We start from the raw sequence: 17,944 nt of genomic DNA on the forward strand, positions 1-17,944 counted from the left end.
ACCCGTCCGACCGTCCGACGCGGTGCGACGAGCGTCGACCGCCGTGTCCCGACCCGCCAGACCTGCCACGCGACCCCCTGGAGGGGCCATGACCATCCAGTACGTGCGGGATGCGACGCCCTCCACCGGGGCGGACGACCATCACGCGGCCGGAGGGATGTTGTCCCCGACGAACCCGCCGTCCCCCGCCTCAACCCCGGCCCAGCCCCGGCTGCGCGCCCTGTACCTGTCCGAGCTGGAGACGTTCGAGACCTACGAGACGCACAGCGCCACGCTGCACCTGGCCGCCGATCGCGTGTACAAGCGCAAGAAGCCGGTGAACCTGGGCTTCCTCGACTTCACCGACCGCCGCACCCGGGAGTCGGTCTGCCGGTCGGAGGTCGCGCTCAACCGCCGGCTGGCCCCCGACGTCTACCTGGGTGTCGCCGATCTCCTCGACGACACCGGTGAGGTGATCGACCACCTGGTCGTGATGCGGCGGATGCCGGCGAGCCGGCGGCTGTCCACCCTCGTCCGCCGGCGCAGCCGGGTCGGCCCGGCACTGCGCACGGTCGCCCGGGCGCTGGCGGTGTTCCACCAGCGGTGCGAGACCTCACCGGAGATCGCGGTGGCGGGGCAGCGGGCGACGCTGGAGGGGCTGTGGCGGGAGGGCCTGGAAGGCATCTCCCCCTACCGCGGCACCCTGCTGGACGCGGCGGTGGTCGACGAGATCGGCGAACTGGCGCTGCGCTACCTGGCCGGCCGGGAGACCCTGCTCGGCGATCGGGTGCGCGCCGGGTGGATCCGCGACGGGCACGGCGACCTGCTCGCCGACGACATCTACTGCCTCGGCGACGGACCCCGTATCCTCGACTGCATCGAGTTCGACCCGCGGCTGCGCTTCGGTGACGTCCTCGGCGACGTCGCGTTCCTGGCGATGGATCTGGAACGCCTCGGCGCGCCGGAGGAGGCCGCCGAGTTCCTCGACGCCTACCGAGAGTTCAGCGGCGAGGTGCACCCGCGGTCGTTGCAGCATCTCTACGTCGCCTACCGGGCGTTCGTCCGGGCGAAGGTGACCTGTATCCGGGGCGGGCAGGGTGATCCCGACGCGGCCGAGGAGGCCCGCCGGCTGCTGGCCGTCGCCCACCGTCATCTGCGGGCTGGCCGGGTCCAGCTCGTCGTGGTCGGCGGGCTGCCCGGGACGGGCAAGACGACCCTGGCCGGCCGGCTGGCCGGGGTCGGTGACGGCTGGGTGCTGCTGCGCTCCGACGTGATCCGCCAGGAGCTGACCGGGATGCCCCTGCGTGAGGGCGGGCCGGCCGCGGACACCACCGCCGGCGGGTATGCCAGTGCCCTGCGCAACGCCAGCGGCACCGCCACGAGAACCGGGGCCCGCCGCGACGCCGGTACCGGCGCGGCCGCGACCTCCGACCCCGCGACCTCCGACCCCGCGGACGGCGACCCCGCGACCTCCGACCCGCGGTTCGGCACCGGGCGCTACGCCCCCGAGATCACCGACGCGACGTACGCCGAGATGCTGCGCCGCGCCGAGGCGGCTCTCGCCCGCGGGGAACGGGTGGTGCTGGACGCATCCTGGTCGAGCGCGCGTCACCGCCGGGCCGCCGCCGAGCTCGCCGCAAGCGTCTGCGCCGACCTGGTGGAGCTGCACTGCGTGACGGCACCGGAGGTGGCGGCCGCCCGGATCGGGCGCCGCGCCGCCGCGGGCACCGACCCGTCGGAGGCGACGATGGCCATCCACCGGGCGATGGCTGCCCGTGCCGACCCCTGGCCGTCGGCGACGGTGGTACGCACCGCCGTCCCGGTCGCCGAGGCCCTGCAGACGGTCCTCGCCCACCTCGACTGACGTCGCTCGGCGGGTCCGGCGCGACCATCCCCGCGCGGTGCCGTCGCGTCTCCGGGCGCCGTCACTTCTCGATGCGGGTGGCGTACACGGCGGCCTGGGTGCGGCTGGACAGCTCCAGCTTCTCCAGGATGGCCGAGACGTAGTTCTTCACCGTCTTCTCGGACAGGTGGATCCGCCCGGCGATCTGCCGGTTGGTCAGCCCCTCCGCGATGAGGACGAGGATCTGGCGTTCCCGCTCGCCGAGGGTGGCAAGCTTGCGGTCCTCGGCCGGGCCCTCCCGCAACCGGGTGAGGACCCGCTGGGTGACGGCCGGGTCGAGCAGGGAACGGCCCGCGGCGATCGTCCGGATGGCCCCGACCAGGTCCGTGCCCCTGATCTGCTTGAGCAGGTAGCCGGCGGCCCCGGCCATGATGGCGGCGAACAGGGCGTCATCGTCGTCGTAGGAGGTGAGGATCAGGCAGCCGATCTCGGGGTGCGCCGAGCGCAGATCCCGGCAGACGTCGATACCGTTGCCGTCCTCGAGGCGGGCGTCGAGCACGGCCACGTCCGGCCTCGTCGCCGGGATCCGGCGCAGTGCCTCCGCCGCGGTGGACGCCTCTCCGACGACCTCGATGTCACCGTTCTCGGAGAGCATCTCGCGGATGCCACGCCGGACGATCTCATGATCGTCCAGGAGGAAGACCCGTACGGTGCTCACGGTGCCGACGATACTCACGGTGCCGACGATACCGTCCATGGTCGTCGCCCGAACCGGTTCGGCATGGTGCCGGGAGGGTGCGCGGGTGCGGGCGGGCCCGTTGCGGGCCCGTTCGAGCCGTCCGGCTCACCCGGGTGAACCCGCCCGCGTGAGCGCACCGCCCCCGGCCTGGGGCCCGCAGCGGCTGGCGACCGCACAACCGGTGAGAGCCGGCGGCTACCCGAGATGGTTACCCGAGGCGGGCGACGCCGCCGTAGACACTGACCTCGGCATCGGTCGGCCCCTCGCCCTCGGCGGCGGGCTCCTCCGGCCGCCACCGATGGACCATCTCCACCCCGGGATCGATGAGCTCCAGGCCGGCGAAGAACCGTTCCACTTCGGCCCGGGTGCGCTGCTGCCCGGGGATGCCCCGGGAGCGGTACGTGATGAAGAGCTGCTCCATGCTGGGGTTGACGTCGGCGGTGGCGTGGGTGAGCGCCAGATAACTGCCCGATGGCAGGGCCGCCAGCAGCCGGCCGAGGATGCCGTAGGGGTCATCCGCGTCGGGGATGAAATGGAAGATCGCGATCATGGACAGGGCGACCGGCTGAGTCAGGTCGAGGGTGTCGCGCAGTTCCGGGGCGGCCAGAATGCGCTCCGGGTCGCGCAGATCCGCGTCGAGGTAGGCGGTGCGGCCCTCGGGGGTGCTGGCGAGCAGGGCCCGGGCGTGGGCGAGCACGATCGGGTCGTTGTCGGTGTAGACGATCCGGGCGTCGGGGGCGATGCCCTGGGCGACCTCGTGCAGGTTCGGGGACGTGGGGATGCCGGTGCCGATGTCGAGGAACTGGCGGATCCCGACCTCGGTGGCCAGGAACCGGGTCGCCCGGCGCAGGAACGCCCGGTTCTCCACCGCGGCGATGCTGGCGCCCGGGAAGGCGGCCCGTGCCTGCTCGGCCGCCTCCCGATCAACGGGGAAGTTGTCCTTGCCACCCAGGAAGTAGTCGTACATCCGGGCCGCGTGCGGCTGGTCGGTCCTGAGGTCGACCGGGCTGCGTTCCTCCGCAAGGCTCTTCCACCACTGCCCGACCTCTGGGTCGTGTCGGTCCGCGCTCGTCACCGCAATCAGCCCCTTGGTAATTGGACGATCCTTACCAAATACCCTAGTGGGGGCGGATTTCGTGTTCCTTTACGGGCGTCAGAATCGGTCGACGGCGGTGACCCGGACCACCGCGACCCCCGCCTCGTCCGAGGCGGTCAGGTCGATCTCCGCGCTGAAGCCCCAGTCATGGTCCCCGGCCGGGTCGTCGAAGATCTGTCGCGCCGTCCACGTCCCCGGCGTCCCCGGCTTCTCGTCGAGGATGAGCAGACCCGGCCCCCGCGCGTCCGGACCGGTGCCGATCTCGCCATGCTCGGCGAAGTACGGCTCCAACGCCGCCCGCCACCCGTCGGCGTCGAACCCGCCGTCATACCCGCCGTCGAGCTCGCCGAGCGTGTCGTAGCGGCGCAGCGCGGCAAGCTCGACCCGGCGGAACAGCGCGTTGCGCACCAACACCCGAAATGCCCGGATGTTGCCCGTGACCGCCGGTGGCCGCTCGTCGACGCCACCACCGCTCGCCGTGGTGCCCGCCGTGGCGCCCGCGCCGTCCCCGGCCGGGTTGCTCAGCCGCTCCCACTCGTCGAGGAGGCTGGAGTCGGTCTGGCGGACCAGTTCCCCCAGCCACTCGGTCAGGTCGACGACCTCCTCGGTGCGGGCGTCCTCGGGCACCGTCTGGCGCAGCGCCTTGTAGGCGTCGGCCAGGTAGCGCAGCAGCAGCCCCTCGGAGCGGGCCAGCCCGTAGAACGCCACGTACTCGGCGAACGTCATCGCCCGCTCGTAGAGCTCCCGCGCCACCGACTTCGGCGCCAGCTCGTAGTCGTCGACCCAGGGATGCCCCCGCCGGTACAGGCCGAACGCCGCGCCCAGCAGCTCCGCCAGCGGCTGGGGATAGCTGACCTCCTCCAGCAGCTCCATCCGCCGGTCGTAGTCGACGCCCTCGGCCTTCATCGCCGCGACCGCCTCCCCCTTCGCCTTCGACAGCTGGGCGTGCAGCACCTGCCGGGGATTGTCCAGGGTCGCCTCCAGCACCGAAAGCACATCCAGCGCATAGGAGGGGGAGGCCGGGTCGAGCAGCTCCAGCGCGGCCAGCGCGAACGGGGACAGCGGCTGATTGAGCGCGAAGTCGAGCTGCAGGTCCACCGTCACCCGCACGCCGCGGCCAAGCTCGTCGGGGGTGTCGAGGCGCTCCACCACCCCGGCCGCCAGCAGCGCCCGGTAGATCGCGATCGCCCGGTGGATCAGCCGGCGCTGAGTGGCGCGATCCGAATGGTTGTCGGTGAGCAGGTGGCGCATCGACGCGAACGCGTCCCCCGGCCGGTTGATCACGTTGAGCAGCATCGCGTGGTTCACGGTGAACTGGGAGGTCAACGGCTCGGGTTCGGCCGCGATGAGCCGTTCGAACGTCGCCAGGCCGTACCCGACGCTGCCCTCGGGGGGCTTCTTGCGGACCACCTTGCGCCGCTTCTTCGGATCGTCCCCGGCCTTCGCCAACGCGCGTTCGTTTTCGATCACATGCTCGGGGGCCTGCACGACGACGTTGCCGACCGGGTCGTAGCCGGCCCGCCCGGCCCGCCCGGCGATCTGATGGAACTCCCGTGCCGACAGCAGCCGCACCCTGCTCCCGTCGTACTTCGACAGGGAGGTGAACACCACCGTGCGGATCGGCACATTGATCCCCACCCCCAGGGTGTCCGTGCCGCAGATGACTTTCAGTAGCCCCGCCTGGGCGAGCTGCTCCACCAGCCGGCGGTACTTCGGCAGCATTCCGGCGTGATGCACCCCGATGCCGTGGCGGACCAGCCGGGACAGCACCTTGCCGAACCCGGCGGTGAACCGGAAGTTCCCGATCGTCCTCGCGATCGCGTCCTTCTCCGCCCGGGTCGACACGTTCACGCTCATCAGCGCCTGCGCCCGTTCCAACGCCTGCGCCTGGGTGAAGTGCACGACGTAGACGGGAGCCTGGTGGGTCTCCAGCAGCTCACCGATCGTCTCGTGCATCGGCGTGGTGACGAACCGGTAGAACAGCGGCACCGGACGCTGCGCGGAGCGCACCACCGTGGTCTCGCGCCCGGTGCGCCGCGTCAGGTCCGCCTCGAACAGCGACACGTCACCGAGCGTCGCCGACATCAGGATGAACTGGGTGTGCGGCAGTTCCAGCAGCGGCACCTGCCAGGCCCAGCCGCGGTCGGGGTCGGCGTAGTAGTGGAACTCGTCCATGACGACCTGACCGACGTCGGCGGCGACCCCGTCGCGCAGCGCGATGTTCGCCAGTACCTCCGCCGTGCAGCAGATGATCGGCGCCGTGTCGTTCACGCTGGCGTCCCCGGTCATCATCCCGACCTGCGCCGCGCCGAACATCGCGCACAACGCGAAGAACTTCTCCGACACCAGCGCCTTGATCGGCGCGGTGTAGAAGGTACGCCGCCGCGCCGCCAGCGCCGCGAAGTGCGCCCCCGCCGCGACCAGGCTCTTGCCCGACCCGGTCGGCGTCGCCAGGATCACGTTCGACCCCGAGACGATCTCGATCAGCGCCTCGGACTGCGCCGGGTACAGCTCCAGCCCCTGCTCTGCGACCCACCTGGTGAACGCGTCATAGAGTGCGTCGGGATCGGGCCCGCCGCCGGGCCCGTCGTCGGGGCCGGTCAGGTCCGGGTTCTTCGAGTCGGGGTCCTTCGGGTGGGGGTCCTTCGGGTGGGCGGCCCGTTCGCCGTCATGGCCGGTGCCGGAAGTCGGGGGAAGGTGGTCGGTGAGTGTCATGGTCGTTCGATCGTGCCTGACGAACGCCGCCCACGGCTCTCGGGTGGGCGGCCCGTGACGCTCTGCTACCCGGGACGGACGGTGTTCGTGAAGTCCGCTTTCCGCGCCTCGATGCGGGGGTACACCCAACCCGGTTCTGGCGGGTAGCACCAACGCCCCGATCCGGAAAACCGACCACAGGTAGCACTGACAATCCCCCAGACACGGAGGGAAACACGTGTCCCGTGAATCCGAACTGCAGTCGGCCATCGCCGCCTCTGCCGCTGTATCCGGCAGCACCGATTCCGTTATCATAAAATCTACCGTCACCACGTCCGGTACGGCTACCACGTCCGGTACGGCCAAATCCATCCCCACGACCACCCTCGGATCGGGCACCCTCGGATCGGGCACCCTCGGTTCTGCCGCGGCGCGCGTCGCAGCATCCCGGCCCGGTGACTACGACGGGTGTCCGCCGGGCCGGTCCCGCCCCGACCCGACCCTGCCGTCGGGGCCGCCGCTCCCGGCCAGGGCCACCGGGCCGAGGCGGTCGACCCGTCCCGACGTGGCGGACCAGTCGAAGACCCTCGGCGAGCAGGTTCTGCTCGCGTTCTTCATCGTCGTGCCCCTGCTTGCCCTGCTCGCCGCGGTCCCGCTGGCCTGGGGGTGGGGGCTGGGCTGGCACGACCTGGTCATCGGTGCCGTCATGTACCTGATCACCGGATTCGGTGTCACCGTGGGCTACCACCGGCTGTTCACGCATGGTTCCTTCCGGACCGGTCGGCCGCTGCGGATAATCCTCGCCGTCGCCGGGAGCCTCGCCATCGAAATGGGGGTGACCGACTGGGTCGCGGCCCACCGGCGGCATCACAAATACTCCGACCAGGCAGCTGATCCGCATTCACCGTGGCGTTTCGGTCATCATGGCAGGGGCCTGGCGAAAGGGTTCCTGCACGCCCATGTCGGATGGCTTTTCCACCCGGAACGGACCGCGCCGGAGACGTTCTGCCCGGATCTGCTCGCCGATCGGGACATCGCGGCGATCTCGGCCCGCTTCCCCTGGCTCGTCGCCGCCTCGGTGCTGCTGCCGCCGCTGGTCGGCGGCCTGTGGAGCATGTCCTGGGCCGGGGCCGCGACCGCGTTGTTCTGGGGAGCGCTGGTCCGTATCGCGCTGCTGCACCACGTCACCTTCTCCATCAACTCGATCTGCCACACGATCGGCACCCGACCGTTCGCGGCCCGGGACCGCTCCAGCAACGTGTGGTGGCTGGCCATACCCTCGCTGGGGGAGTCGTGGCACAACCTGCACCACGCCGACCCCACCAGCGCCCGCCACGGCGTCCTGCCCGGCCAGATCGATCCCAGCGCCGCACTCATCCGCCTGTTCGAGAAGCTCGGCTGGGCGCACGACGTGCGGTGGCCCACCGCCAAACGGATCGCCGCCCGCCGAGTGGACGCCGGCGCGGGGCGTTGAGAAACGACGTCGAACGTCATAGCTTGGCCGGAAAAAACCGGCATGGGCTTTAAGCGTGCCATCTCGGTCGAATCTTCACTGCCGGGCCCCTTTACCCCAACGGAAGCGTCCCTGGACGGGGGAGAGCGGTCTGCGACGGCGTCCGGGTGCTGCGGGACCGCAGCCGGGGAACACAAGGGGGAGGGCTCGGTCAGCCGGCCATCCGTACCGTGCCGGCGCCACCTCGGGCCCCGCCTCCGGCGCCACCGCGGGCGCCCGCGGGGCCGGCCGAACCGCCTTGCCGGTCGGAGACCCGCAGGATGCGGCCGGGCGGCTGTTCGTCTCCGCTGAGCCAGTATCCGCGGTCGCGGCGTAACCCGGCCCGTTCCGGGGAAAGACAGGCCCCCTTCACCCGATGCGCGTCGAAGCCGGTGGTGGTGCCGGCGAAGGTCTCGTGGCAGGACGGGCAGTGCGCCGCGGTCAGCGCCGTCCAGCGCACGTCGCAGCCGCCGCAGCTGAGCAGGATGGGGCGTTCGTACTCGCTGTCCCGTCCTGCCATGAAACCGCCTCTTCCCGCGAAGGTTCCGATCTCCCGTCGTCGGATTCTTGCCGCTCAACGTTTCCAACGTGGGCATTTCGGCTTTCTAGCTCTTCGGGCGCGTCGCGTCACCGGGCTGCCACTGGCCGCCGGGGGTGCCGTGGACCCTGGCACCGCGACCGTGAGTACTGGCCCGACAGCCGTGAGCACCGTCCCGGAGGGGCGCGAACTGTCGGACCCGCCGGTGAGAATCGACCAGTGACGTCGGCATCCCCGTCCTACCCGGAGTCGGGCCTGCTCGCCCGGCTGCGGGCCGACGGGTTCGTCCGCCGGGATCTGCTCGCCCTGGTCCCGCTGGGCGGAGCCGGCCTCGGGGTGGCCTACCGGCCCCGGGCCGCGTCCGCGCCCACGGTGAGCGGTGGCACCGGTCGGGAGGACACGGACGGTCGGGAGGGTGCGGACAGCCCGGAGGGTCTGAAGGGTAGGGACGGCCCGCGTGGGGCGGGCGGTGCGGTGGCGCCGGGCGTGGTGCGGCTCGCGGTTCCCCTGGCCGGGGCCGGCCAGGCCGCGCGGGTGCTCGCCGGGATCGAGGCGTTGCTGGCACCCCGCTGGGTCTGGTGGTCGGCGCGGTCCGCGACGCGCGTGCCGCTCGCCTAGACGGGGTCGAGGCCGAGCGGCTGTTCACGGACAAGGCGTCCGGGAAGGATGCCGATCGGCCGAAGCTCGACGAGATGCTCGCGTTTGTCCGCTGTTCACGGACAAGGCGTCCGGGAAGGATGCCGATCGGCCGAAGCTCGACGAGATGCTCGCGTTTGTCCGCGAGGGCGACACCGTGCTCGTGCACTCGATGGACCGCCTCGCCCGCAACCTTGACGATCTGCGCCGCATCGTGCGGACCCTCACGGCCAAGGGCGTGCGGGTCGAGTTCGTCAAGGAGGGCCTGACCTTCATCGGCGAGGACTCGCCGATGGCGACCCTGCTGCTGTCCGTCATGGGCGCGTTCGCCGAGTTCGAGCGCGCACTGATCCTCGAACGCCGGCGCGAGGGCATCGCCGCCGCGAAGCAGCGCGGCGCCTACACCGGCCGCAAGCCCGCCCTGACCCCGGGCCAGGCCCGGGATCTGGTCGCGCGCGCCGCCGCCGGCGAGCAGAAGTCCGATCTGGCCCGCGAGTTCGGCGTCAGCCGCGAGACGGTGTACAGCTACCTGCGCGCCACCGAGACGGCAGCTGCCGCGGGCTGAGTCGACACGGCCTGCCAGACCCGTCCGACGGCTCAGCGCTCACGGGACGGACTCGGTGAGGAACGCCGCGATGGTGTCGAGACCGGGGCGGTAGCCGTCGCTGGTGTCGACGGGGAGCCGCGGGAGGTCCAGGCTGATGTCGACGAAGCCATCCAGAGAGTGGCGGCCGGCGGCGATGTCGTCGAGGAGGTCGCGGTCGCCGTGGGCAGTGCGGTGGGGATCGAGCCCGGCGCGGGTGGTGATCCGCTGGTGGGCGACGGCGGCGTCGACGGTGCAGCGGATGATTCGCACGTCGGCGTGGGCGGTGAGCGGTTCCAGATGGGGGTCCAGAGCCGGTCCTGGAACGCGGCCTCTGCCACGACGGTGACGCCCGCTTACGCCAGGCCTCCCCGGACTGCCAGTGCGTATCACTGCGCACAGCTCTGCACAGTGCAGCAACGCACATCGTGAGGGCAGTATCCGAGTTCGGACCGAATGTGACAAGCCCCAACGGGTTTCGGCGCCGCGCGGCGGGGCGAAAGGACGCGAGAACGCGTCAGGGGCCGCAGCCCTCTGAATGGCTGCGGCCCCTGACGGCTGGGACGTCGGTGACGCTACCGGCTGGGGCGCCCTGGCTCCTCCGCCAGGCCGCCGGGCAGGTCGTCGAACTCGCCGGCCGTCACGCCGGCGACGAAGGCCTCCCACTCGACCTCGGTGAAGTAGAGGACCGGGCCATCCAAACCGGCGGTACCGCGCATCGTGATCGCCGGCCGTCCCGGCTCGAAGACCTTGTCGTCCCTGTGGAAGTCCGCTGGGACCTGCTCGGCCGGAATGTGCCCGGTGATGACGCCGCCGTCCCGGATCTGCGCGCCGGGCTGCCGCCTGGTCTGGTCGACGAAGGCCGCCCAGACGGCCGGGGTGAACCACAAATCAGGGCCTGACGGGAATTTGGAGTCGCGGACGCCTATCCGGCGGGCCGCGCCAGCCCCGGCCGCGGCCACCTGAACACAGTTGGCGGTCGGCTCGCTGCGGCTGGACTTGCGCCAGGCGGTGACGAGGGAGGCGAAGGCGGGGGTGCTCACGGCACTGTTCATGGTGGTCGCTTCCTAACGGTCAGGCAGCTTCGTCGCGGCCTGGCTGATGAACTCGACGCTGTCGCCGGGGGACAGCGCCACCTCGGCCAGCAGGTCGTACCGCTCGGCGTACCGTGCGACCTGCGCGGAATCCGTCACGATGACGTCGGTGGTGATGGACTCGATCGCCGCCACCACCGGGTCGCCCGGATCGGGATAGGTGTAGAGCGACAGCGCTCCCGGCAACGTCTGGTAGTCGCGGACCACCGCCTCGATCGGCAGCACCCGCACCGTGACGTTCTCCTCGTCGGCCCGAGCCGCCAGATGCGCGAGCTGCTCGCGCATCACCGGCGGCGGCGCGGACGGTCGCCGGACCGCGGCCTCGTCGATCAGCAGCTCGTAGCTCGGAGCGCCAGGTCGCCGCAGCATCCGCTGCCGACCCGCCCGACGATCCCGACGATCCCGACGCGGCGGCGAACGTCGCCGTCCCGGAGGCGGCCCGGGGCAGGTTCGCCCGTAACGCCGTCATCCAGGGCGCGGCTGCCGAGCTGTTCAAGGCATGGGCGGTGACGGTCCGCTGGGGGACCGCGGACCGTGCCCAGGTCCCCCACATTCACTTCAAGATAATCAACAGTGTTGACGACATCTCACATGCCATGATCAAAAACAAAAACACCAACCAGCACCGGGGGAGTAAAGGCAGATCAAGCCAAGTTGATCATTGGTAGGCATGGAAGCCTCGTATGGCCGGTGACGGCCGGGTTTGACCGGCGGCATCCGGATGGGGGACATCGCTGGCCGGGGACGCCACCGGTCGAGGTGTGTCACGTTCAGCCGGGCCGGTGAATCAACTGCGGCTGAGCGGCCCGGGGCCGAGGAGGGGAGGCCCTGCGACCAGCTCTACTTGACATAATGCTCATTATCGGCGTTTTTGGTGGGTGGGGGAGGGCCCGGCGTGAACCCGCCGAGGTGTGGGCCCTGCTTCCCTGTGCCTGGCAGCCCGGGCTGCGGGGGAAACGGTTTACCTGGAGGCGGCTTCAGTGGGGGTCGAGGTCGAGGGCGAGGCTGTTCATGCAGTAGCGCTGGCCGGTGGGGCCGGGTCCGTCGTCGAAGACATGGCCGAGGTGTCCGCCGCAGCGGGCGCAGCGGACTTCGGTGCGGATCATGCCGTGGGAGTGGTCTTCGACGAGTTCGAGGGCGTCGGCGACGGCAGGTTGGGTGAAGCTGGGCCAGCCGGAGCCGGAGTCGTATTTGGTGTCGGAGGTGAACAGGGCGGCGCCGCAGCCGCCGCAGCGGTAGGTGCCGTTTTCTTTGCTGTAGGTGTAGGCGCCGGTGAAGGGGGGTTCGGTGGCGGCGCGGCGGAGGATGGCGTAGCGCTCGGGGTCGAGTTCGGCGCGCCACTGCTCGTCGGTCTTGACGATTTTGTCGGGTCCGGTGGTGTCGTGGGGGTCGGTCATGGTGTCGTGGCTGCCTTTCTGCGGGTGGGAGTGGGTGGGGCGGGGTGGTGGTGCTCTCCCCCGGTGTCGATGGTCGGTGGTGGGTCGGTGTTCGGGTGGTGTCGGGGCAGGGCGAGGGGGACGGCGGCGGTGACGCCGCCGAGGGCGGCGGTGGTCATGGCGGTGCCGATCATGGGTGGGAGTTCGCCGCGGGTGGTGGCGGTTGCAAGGACGGCAACGTCCGCGGCGTCGGCGATCATTCCGGTCCACAGCCAGGTGGTGGTGTCGCGGCGGGTGATCAGGGCGTGGAGGAGGCCGGTGCCGAGGGCGAGGTCGCGGATGCCGGCGAGTCGGGCGAGCCAGGCGAGTCTGCCGGCTGTGACGCGGTCGACGCCGGTGAGGCGGATGATGTCGACGGGGCGGCTGAGGGCGAGGATGCCGATGGTGGCGCGGGTGATGCCGAGGGTGGTGGTGTGCAGGGTTCGGGAGTGGGCGGTGCGGTATTTTGTGGTGGAGTGGGAGCGTTGGGTGTTCATGGTTGTGTTGGTGGTCCTTCGTCGGTGGGAACGCCTGGGCTGGCTGGAACGTTATCGAGGGGTAGTTGCACACGTCTCGACGCTCGGAGGAGTTATATGGGCGAGCGCATCCTGCGGGGAAGCCGTCTCGGTGCTGTGTCCTACGAGACTGACCGCAGCACCGAGCTTGCCCCACGGCAGTCCGCGTCCTACGACTGTCCGAACGGCCACCAGTTCACCATGCCCTTCGCGGCTGAGGCCGAGGTGCCGTCGGTGTGGGAGTGCAGGGTTTGTGGTGGGGCGTCGGTCATCGTCGATGGTGAGCGGCCTGAGCCGAAGAAGGCGAAGCCGCCGCGTACGCACTGGGACATGCTGATGGAGCGTCGGACGACGGATGACCTTGAAGAGGTCCTGGCGGAGCGGTTGGCCGTTCTGCGGGGTGCCGGTACGGACAGGCGTTCAGCCTGATCGGCCTGATCGTTTGGGTGGTTGTGCGGTAGGGGTCGGGCGCGGGGTGGTTGCCGTGTCCGACCTTTCGCCGTGTCCGCGGTCGGTTCGTTGTGTCGTGTTCGTGGGGTGGGCTGCCGGGCACGGGGCGGGTTGAGCCGTGCCCGGGCGGCCGTGGTGGCCGCGTCGGGTCCGGCCGGGTGTCGCATCGTGTTGTGCCGACTGGTTGCGTGCGGCCTCGGGTCGGGTGTTGGGCGGTCGGGTGTTGGGCGGTGGTGGGGGGCCGGTTCGGCCGGTGGGCGTCGGATTCAGGCGTGGCCGGAGGTGACGTTGCGGTCCTGGGTGACGTTGCGGTCCTGGGTGACGTTGCGGTCCTGGGGGGTGTGGAGGGGCTCGTGGGGTGTGGTGTCGGTGGTTGTCTTCGGGGTGGGGCGGTGGCGTCGGGTGGTGGCGGCCCACCAGGCGACGCGCCAGAGGGCTTCGGCGACGACGGCGTTGCTCATCTTGGAGGTGCCGCGTTCGCGTTCGACGAAGGTGATGGGGACTTCGCGGACGCGGAAGCCGCGGCGCCAGGCCTGCCAGGCGAGGTCGACCTGGAAGCAGTAGCCCTGGGAGGTGACGCGGTGCAGGTCGCGGTCGCGGAGGACGTCGGCGCGGTAGGCGCGGAAGCCGGCGGTGGCGTCGCGTAGGGGTATGCCGAGGGCGGCGCGGACGTAGAGGTTGGCGCCGCGGGAGAGCAGGAAGCGGCGCCGCGGCCAGTTGCGGACCTCTCCCCCGGGTATCCAGCGGGATCCGATGACGAGGTCGGCGTGGTCGAGGGCGGCGAGCAGGCGGGGTAGCTGCTCGGGTTGGTGGGAGCCGTCGGCGTCCATTTCGACGATGACGGTGTAGCCGTGGTGTAGTGCCCAGGAGAACCCGGCGACGTAGGCGGTGCCGAGGCCGGATTTGCCTTCGCGGTGCAGGACGTGGATGTGGTCGTCGGAGGCGGCGAGTTCGTCGGCGATCTTCCCGGTGCCGTCGGGGCTGGCGTCGTCGATGACGAGCAGGTCGACCGTCGGGTTGGCCGTCCGCAGGCGGCGGGCGGTGTCCGGTAGGTTGTCCCGTTCGTTGTAGGTCGGGACGCAGACGACAACGCGGTTGGGATCCACGCGCTTCCTCTCCTGGTCAGGGACCATGTCCGCGGTGGTGTCTGCCCGGGTGGCGTCACGGTGGGTGGCGCTGTCGGTGTCGTTTCGCGGGGTCATGGGGTTTGGTGGTGTGCCGGCTACGGGGTGGCGGTCATGTCGGTGTTGGCGGTCATGTCGGTGTTGGCGGTGTCACGGTCCGGGCCGTGGGACGGGTTCGCCGGGCGTGGATCACCCCTGCCATCATGGCGGTCAGGCCGAGGGCGATGAGAACCGCCTCCGGGAGGATCCCGGCCTGGTCGGCGAGGGTGCGGGTGGTGCGTCGGGGTAGCGCGGCGGTGAGGATGCCTGCTTCGTAGAGGCCGGTTTTGGCGAGCAGGGTGCCGTCGGGAGTGATGAGGGCGCTTTCACCGCTGGTGGAGACCTGGACGGTGGCCCGGCCGTGTTCGACTGCGCGCAGACGTGACATGGCGAGTTGCTGTTGGCTTTCACCTTTGCGACCGAAGGATGCGTTGTTTGTCTGGATGACGAGGATATCGGCGCCGTGGTTGACGGTGTCGCGGACGAGGCCGTCGTAGGCGACTTCGAAGCAGATGATGTCTCCGATGGTGGTGCCGGCGGCGTGGAGCGCGCCGGGGGTGGTGCCGGCGAGGAAGTCGCTGGGCATCTCGTCGGCGAAGCGGTGGATGAGTTTTTCGAGTAGGGCGCGGCCGGGGAGGTATTCGGCGAAGGGGACGGGGTGGCGTTTGACGTACATCTGGCCGGTGAAGCCGTCAGCGGTCCAGATCATGCCGGCGTTGCGGAGGTGGCCTGGTCCGGGGCCGCCCAGGACGGCGCCGACGAGGAGGGGGGCGCCGGCGGTGCGGGCGGCGGCGCGCAGGGCGGTGGCGACGGCGGGGTTGGTGAGGGGGTCGAGGTCGGAGGAGTTCTCCGGCCACAGGACGAGGTCGGGTTGTGGGTGTGTTCCGGTGGTGACGTCGGTGGCGAGGTGCCTGGTGACGGTGACGTGGTTGGCGGTGACCTGGAAGGCGCGGCCGAGGGCGCGGTAGCCGCCGTCGGCGGGGACGTTTCCCTGGATGGCGGCGACGGTGAGGGTGCCGTGCTCGGGGGCGATGGGCAGGGGTACGAGCAGGCCGGTGAGGGTGAGGGCGGCAGTGCCGAGGATGGGGGCGGCGAGGCGGCGGGCCGTGGCGGCTGTTGGGAGGGTGCGGGGGGTGGGTGTGCCGCGGGCGGGGGTGGTGATCCTGACGATGGTGAGGGCGGTCAGGGCGCCGGTGGCGGCGACGGCGGCGGTGACGGCGGGGGCGCCGCCGAGGGCGGCCAGGGCGGTGAAGGGGCTGTCGGGCTGGGTGAAGGCGAGTCGTCCCCAGGGGAAGCCGCCGAAGGGCGCTCGGCTGCGCAGCGCTTCCTGGGCGACCCAGACGGCGGCGGTCCACAGCCAGGCGCCGGGTAGCCGCCAGACGAGGGTGGTGGCGGGGGCGACGAGGGCGAGGATGGCGGCTTCGGCGAGGGAGAGCACGAGCCATCCGTCTGCGCCGACGAAGGAGACGAAGCGCAGGAGGGGGATGCAGAAGGCGAGGGAGAACAGCAGTCCCAGGCCGTAGGAGGCGCGCAGACGCCGGTTGCGGACGGCGAGGGTGAGCAGGGTGACCGCGACGGGGGCCAGGGGCCAGCAGCCGACCGGTGGGGTGGCGAGGTAGAGCAGGGCGCCGCCGAGGAGCGCGGCGAGTGGGCGTCGGGTGTGGCGGATCAGGGTGGATCTCAAGGTGGATCTCAGGGTGGGTTGCGGGTCCGCCGGGTCTGGCCGCGGGCCCATGCCTGGTTCGCCGTTCACGGGTGGTTCGCCGTTCACGCGCGGTTCGGGGACGGCTGGTGGGATGGGGGCCGTGTCACCGGCCGCTTGGTGGGGCGGGCGGGCGGGCGGTGGGGTCACTGGACCAGTTTCGGTCACACGGGTCGTGCTGAGCACGCCGGTCCTGGTCGGCGGGCGTGTGGCGGCCCTGACGCTCGAAGCTGACTCGAAGCCGAGGGGGACGCGGCCGCGCAGGACGGTGCGTGGGCAGGTCGGGCGGGGCCGGTGTTCAGGTGAGGGTGTCGTGCAGGATGCGGCCGCGCAGGACGGTGCGTAGGCAGGTCGGGGCGGGCGCGGACAGGTCGGGCAGGGCGGCGACGGCGCCGCGGGGGTCGGTGGACCAGGCGGCGATGCGGTCGTCGGGGACCTGGGCGACGAGTTCGCCGGGCACGGCCCAGACGGCGTAGGTGGCGGGGGCGCCGGGGGCGAGGGTGCCGTGGCCGTCGGTGTCGGCGCGGGCGGCGCGCCAGCCGCCTCGGGTCGCGGCGGTGAACGCGGCGCGGGCGGAGAGGCGGGCGGTGGGGGTGTGGTGGGTGACGGCGGCGCGTATGGCGCCCCAGGGGTCCAGGGGGGTGACGGGGGCGTCGGAGGAGAACGCCAGGGGGATGCCGGCGCGGTTCATGGCGGCGAAGGGGTTCATGGCGGCGGCACGGGTGGGGCCCAGGCGGGTGGCGTACATGCCGTTCTCGCCGCCCCAGCGGGCGTCGAAGGCGGGTTGGACGCTGGCGACGAGGCCGAGGGCGGCGATGCGGGGCAGGTGGTCGGGGGTGGTCATTTCGGCGTGTTCGAGGCGGTGGCGGGCGGCGGTGATCTGGTTGTGGCCGAGGGTGGTGGCGGCGGCTTCGAGGCCGTCCAGCACGGTGGTGATGGCGGCGTCGCCGATGGCGTGGAAGCCGGCCTGTAGGCCGGCGTCGGCGCAGTCGAGGACGGCGTCGCGGATGGTGTCGGCGTCGAGGTGGGTGGTGGCGCGGATGTGGGGGGTGTCGGCGTAGGGGGTGTGCAGGGCGGCGGTGTGGGAGCCGAGGGAGCCGTCGACGAAGGCGTCGCCGCCCCAGGCGGTGCCGAGTTCGACGGCGGTGGCGATGTCCCCGGCCCAGTAGCCGACGATGTCGGGTCCGGGGACGGCGCGGGCGTGGGCGAGCAGGCCGGCGAGGTCGTCGGCGGAGGAGATGTCGGGTCCGGCCATCTCGTGCAGGGCGACGATGCCGAGGGCGGCGGCGCGGGTGCGGGTGGTGTTCCAGGCGTCGCGGCGCCCGGTGGGGGTCAGGGTGGCGTCGGCGGTCCGGCGGGCGAGGTGGTGGGCGTGGCCGGTGACGGTGCCGTCGGGGTGCCAGCCGGGGTGGTGGGGGGCGCCGGATGCGGCGGCGAGCGCGGAGGAGATCACCGCGCTGTGGCCGTCGACGCGGGCGAGGTAGACGACCGCGCCGCCAGCGGCGCGGTCGAGGTCGGTGGCGGTGGGTGGGCGTGGGTCGTCGGTCCAGGTGGTCTCGTCCCAGCCGGTGGCGAACAGGGTGGTGGTGGGGTGGCGGTGGGTGTGTGCGGTGAGGGCGCACAGGGCGGCGGCGCGGGTGGGGGTGCCGGTGAGGTCGAGGCCGGACAGGGCCAGGCCGGTGGCGGTGGTGTGGACGTGGGCGTCGACGAAGGCGGGGGTGATCAGGGCGTCGTCGAGGTCGATGACGGTGTCGGCGTCGAGATGGGTGGCGGCGGCGTCGCAGCCGACCCAGGCGATGGTGTCGCCGTCGGTGAGCATCGCGGTGGCGAACGGGTCGGCCGGGGTGTGGATGCGCCCGCCCCGGTACAGGATGGTGCGGGCGGGTCGGGGGGCGTCGTCGGTCACGGTGGTGAGTCTGCCGCCCTGGACGTGACGCGGATCCATCTGTTCGATCCGGGCGGTGGCCGTGCCCTGGTGCGGTGAGCGGCGCTCCGGTCCGGGGGC

At 71.6% G+C, this 17,944-nt stretch carries 14 protein-coding genes and 3 pseudogenes; 5 read left to right on the forward strand and 12 right to left on the reverse strand.

All coding sequences use genetic code 11. From position 1 onward, the window contains the following. Positions 1-88 precede the first annotated feature (88 nt). Positions 89-1,843, forward strand: a complete 1,755-nt coding sequence (locus BMG523DRAFT_RS12310) for an AAA family ATPase (protein ID WP_011436671.1) — start codon at positions 89-91, stop codon at positions 1,841-1,843. 61 nt (positions 1,844-1,904) lie between these two features. On the opposite strand, the gene BMG523DRAFT_RS12315 is transcribed toward BMG523DRAFT_RS12310, so the two are convergent. The 3 genes from BMG523DRAFT_RS12315 to BMG523DRAFT_RS12325 all read right to left on the reverse strand — a co-directional run bounded on the left by BMG523DRAFT_RS12315 (position 1,905) and on the right by BMG523DRAFT_RS12325 (position 6,372). After that, the gene (locus tag BMG523DRAFT_RS12315) at positions 1,905-2,540 is read right to left on the reverse strand and encodes a response regulator transcription factor (protein ID WP_035733062.1); all 636 of its coding nucleotides are present in this window, start codon (positions 2,538-2,540) and stop codon (positions 1,905-1,907) included. Positions 2,541-2,769: 229 nt separating this feature from the next. Then, positions 2,770-3,636, reverse strand: a complete 867-nt coding sequence (locus BMG523DRAFT_RS12320; RefSeq protein WP_011436673.1) for an SAM-dependent methyltransferase — start codon at positions 3,634-3,636, stop codon at positions 2,770-2,772. Positions 3,637-3,714: 78 nt separating this feature from the next. Next, positions 3,715-6,372 (reverse strand): RNA helicase, encoded by a 2,658-nt coding sequence (locus BMG523DRAFT_RS12325; protein ID WP_011436674.1) that lies wholly within the window; start codon positions 6,370-6,372, stop codon positions 3,715-3,717. A 544-nt stretch (positions 6,373-6,916) separates the two neighbouring features. Between BMG523DRAFT_RS12325 and BMG523DRAFT_RS12330 the strand changes: the two genes are divergently transcribed. Continuing rightward, positions 6,917-7,825 (forward strand): acyl-CoA desaturase, encoded by a 909-nt coding sequence (locus BMG523DRAFT_RS12330; protein WP_011436675.1) that lies wholly within the window; start codon positions 6,917-6,919, stop codon positions 7,823-7,825. Between the two features lie 190 nt (positions 7,826-8,015). Here BMG523DRAFT_RS12330 and BMG523DRAFT_RS12335 read toward each other — a convergent pair whose 3' ends face one another. Next, a complete protein-coding gene (locus BMG523DRAFT_RS12335) occupies positions 8,016-8,363 on the reverse strand; it encodes a hypothetical protein (protein ID WP_011436676.1) in 348 nt (115 codons plus the stop codon). Between the two features lie 237 nt (positions 8,364-8,600). Between BMG523DRAFT_RS12335 and BMG523DRAFT_RS12340 the strand changes: the two genes are divergently transcribed. After that, a complete protein-coding gene (locus BMG523DRAFT_RS12340) occupies positions 8,601-8,999 on the forward strand; it encodes a hypothetical protein (RefSeq protein WP_011436677.1) in 399 nt (132 codons plus the stop codon). A gap of 91 nt (positions 9,000-9,090) precedes the next feature. Then, positions 9,091-9,582: pseudogene (locus tag BMG523DRAFT_RS12345) on the forward strand (recombinase family protein); the annotation flags it as partial. 39 nt (positions 9,583-9,621) lie between these two features. Here the strand turns inward: BMG523DRAFT_RS12345 and BMG523DRAFT_RS12350 are convergent. From BMG523DRAFT_RS12350 to BMG523DRAFT_RS12375, 5 genes and pseudogenes are all read right to left on the reverse strand, one after another. Next, complete coding sequence (locus BMG523DRAFT_RS12350; RefSeq protein ID WP_023841324.1) at positions 9,622-9,873, reverse strand: hypothetical protein; 252 nt, start codon at positions 9,871-9,873, stop codon at positions 9,622-9,624. Positions 9,874-10,436: 563 nt separating this feature from the next. Beyond that, positions 10,437-10,655: pseudogene (locus BMG523DRAFT_RS24515) on the reverse strand (DUF397 domain-containing protein); the annotation flags it as partial. A 12-nt stretch (positions 10,656-10,667) separates the two neighbouring features. Then, a pseudogene (locus tag BMG523DRAFT_RS12365) lies at positions 10,668-11,090 on the reverse strand (DUF5753 domain-containing protein); the annotation flags it as partial. A gap of 581 nt (positions 11,091-11,671) precedes the next feature. Next, on the reverse strand, positions 11,672-12,091 hold the full coding sequence (gene msrB, locus BMG523DRAFT_RS12370) for a peptide-methionine (R)-S-oxide reductase MsrB (protein WP_011436682.1): 420 nt from the start codon (positions 12,089-12,091) through the stop codon (positions 11,672-11,674). Then, positions 12,088-12,606 carry a hypothetical protein gene (locus BMG523DRAFT_RS12375; RefSeq protein ID WP_011436683.1) on the reverse strand — a complete coding sequence of 173 codons (519 nt, stop codon included), beginning with the start codon at positions 12,604-12,606 and terminating at the stop codon, positions 12,088-12,090. Before BMG523DRAFT_RS12375 ends, msrB begins: the two co-directional genes overlap by 4 nt. 96 nt (positions 12,607-12,702) lie before the next feature. Here BMG523DRAFT_RS12375 and BMG523DRAFT_RS12380 point away from each other — a divergent pair, with 96 nt between their 5' ends. After that, the gene (locus BMG523DRAFT_RS12380; protein WP_011436684.1) at positions 12,703-13,053 is read left to right on the forward strand and encodes an RNA polymerase-binding protein RbpA; all 351 of its coding nucleotides are present in this window, start codon (positions 12,703-12,705) and stop codon (positions 13,051-13,053) included. A gap of 287 nt (positions 13,054-13,340) precedes the next feature. On the opposite strand, the gene BMG523DRAFT_RS12385 is transcribed toward BMG523DRAFT_RS12380, so the two are convergent. From BMG523DRAFT_RS12385 to BMG523DRAFT_RS12395, 3 genes are all read right to left on the reverse strand, one after another. Beyond that, complete coding sequence (locus BMG523DRAFT_RS12385; RefSeq protein WP_023841325.1) at positions 13,341-14,276, reverse strand: polyprenol monophosphomannose synthase; 936 nt, start codon at positions 14,274-14,276, stop codon at positions 13,341-13,343. Between the two features lie 52 nt (positions 14,277-14,328). Further along, the gene (lnt, locus tag BMG523DRAFT_RS12390) at positions 14,329-15,921 is read right to left on the reverse strand and encodes an apolipoprotein N-acyltransferase (protein WP_235463110.1); all 1,593 of its coding nucleotides are present in this window, start codon (positions 15,919-15,921) and stop codon (positions 14,329-14,331) included. Positions 15,922-16,237: 316 nt separating this feature from the next. Then, complete coding sequence (locus BMG523DRAFT_RS12395) at positions 16,238-17,884, reverse strand: amidohydrolase (RefSeq protein WP_083494818.1); 1,647 nt, start codon at positions 17,882-17,884, stop codon at positions 16,238-16,240. Positions 17,885-17,944: the final 60 nt, after the last annotated feature.

Source organism: Frankia sp. BMG5.23, assembly GCF_000685765.2.
Classification (GTDB): Bacteria; Actinomycetota; Actinomycetes; order Frankiales; family Frankiaceae; genus Frankia; species Frankia casuarinae.

Bases quoted from the DNA above. Each gene is read 5' to 3' on its own strand.
- BMG523DRAFT_RS12310 (WP_011436671.1), top strand. From the start codon at position 89: ATGACCATCCAGTACGTGCGGGATGCGACGCCCTCCACCGGGGCGGAC.
- BMG523DRAFT_RS12325 (WP_011436674.1), bottom strand. From the start codon at position 6,372: ATGACACTCACCGACCACCTTCCCCCGACTTCCGGCACCGGCCATGAC.
- BMG523DRAFT_RS12335 (WP_011436676.1), bottom strand. From the start codon at position 8,363: ATGGCAGGACGGGACAGCGAGTACGAACGCCCCATCCTGCTCAGCTGC.
- msrB (WP_011436682.1), bottom strand. From the start codon at position 12,091: ATGACCGACCCCCACGACACCACCGGACCCGACAAAATCGTCAAGACC.
- BMG523DRAFT_RS12375 (WP_011436683.1), bottom strand. From the start codon at position 12,606: ATGAACACCCAACGCTCCCACTCCACCACAAAATACCGCACCGCCCAC.
- BMG523DRAFT_RS12380 (WP_011436684.1), top strand. From the start codon at position 12,703: ATGGGCGAGCGCATCCTGCGGGGAAGCCGTCTCGGTGCTGTGTCCTAC.
- BMG523DRAFT_RS12385 (WP_023841325.1), bottom strand. From the start codon at position 14,276: ATGACCCCGCGAAACGACACCGACAGCGCCACCCACCGTGACGCCACC.
- BMG523DRAFT_RS12395 (WP_083494818.1), bottom strand. From the start codon at position 17,884: ATGGATCCGCGTCACGTCCAGGGCGGCAGACTCACCACCGTGACCGAC.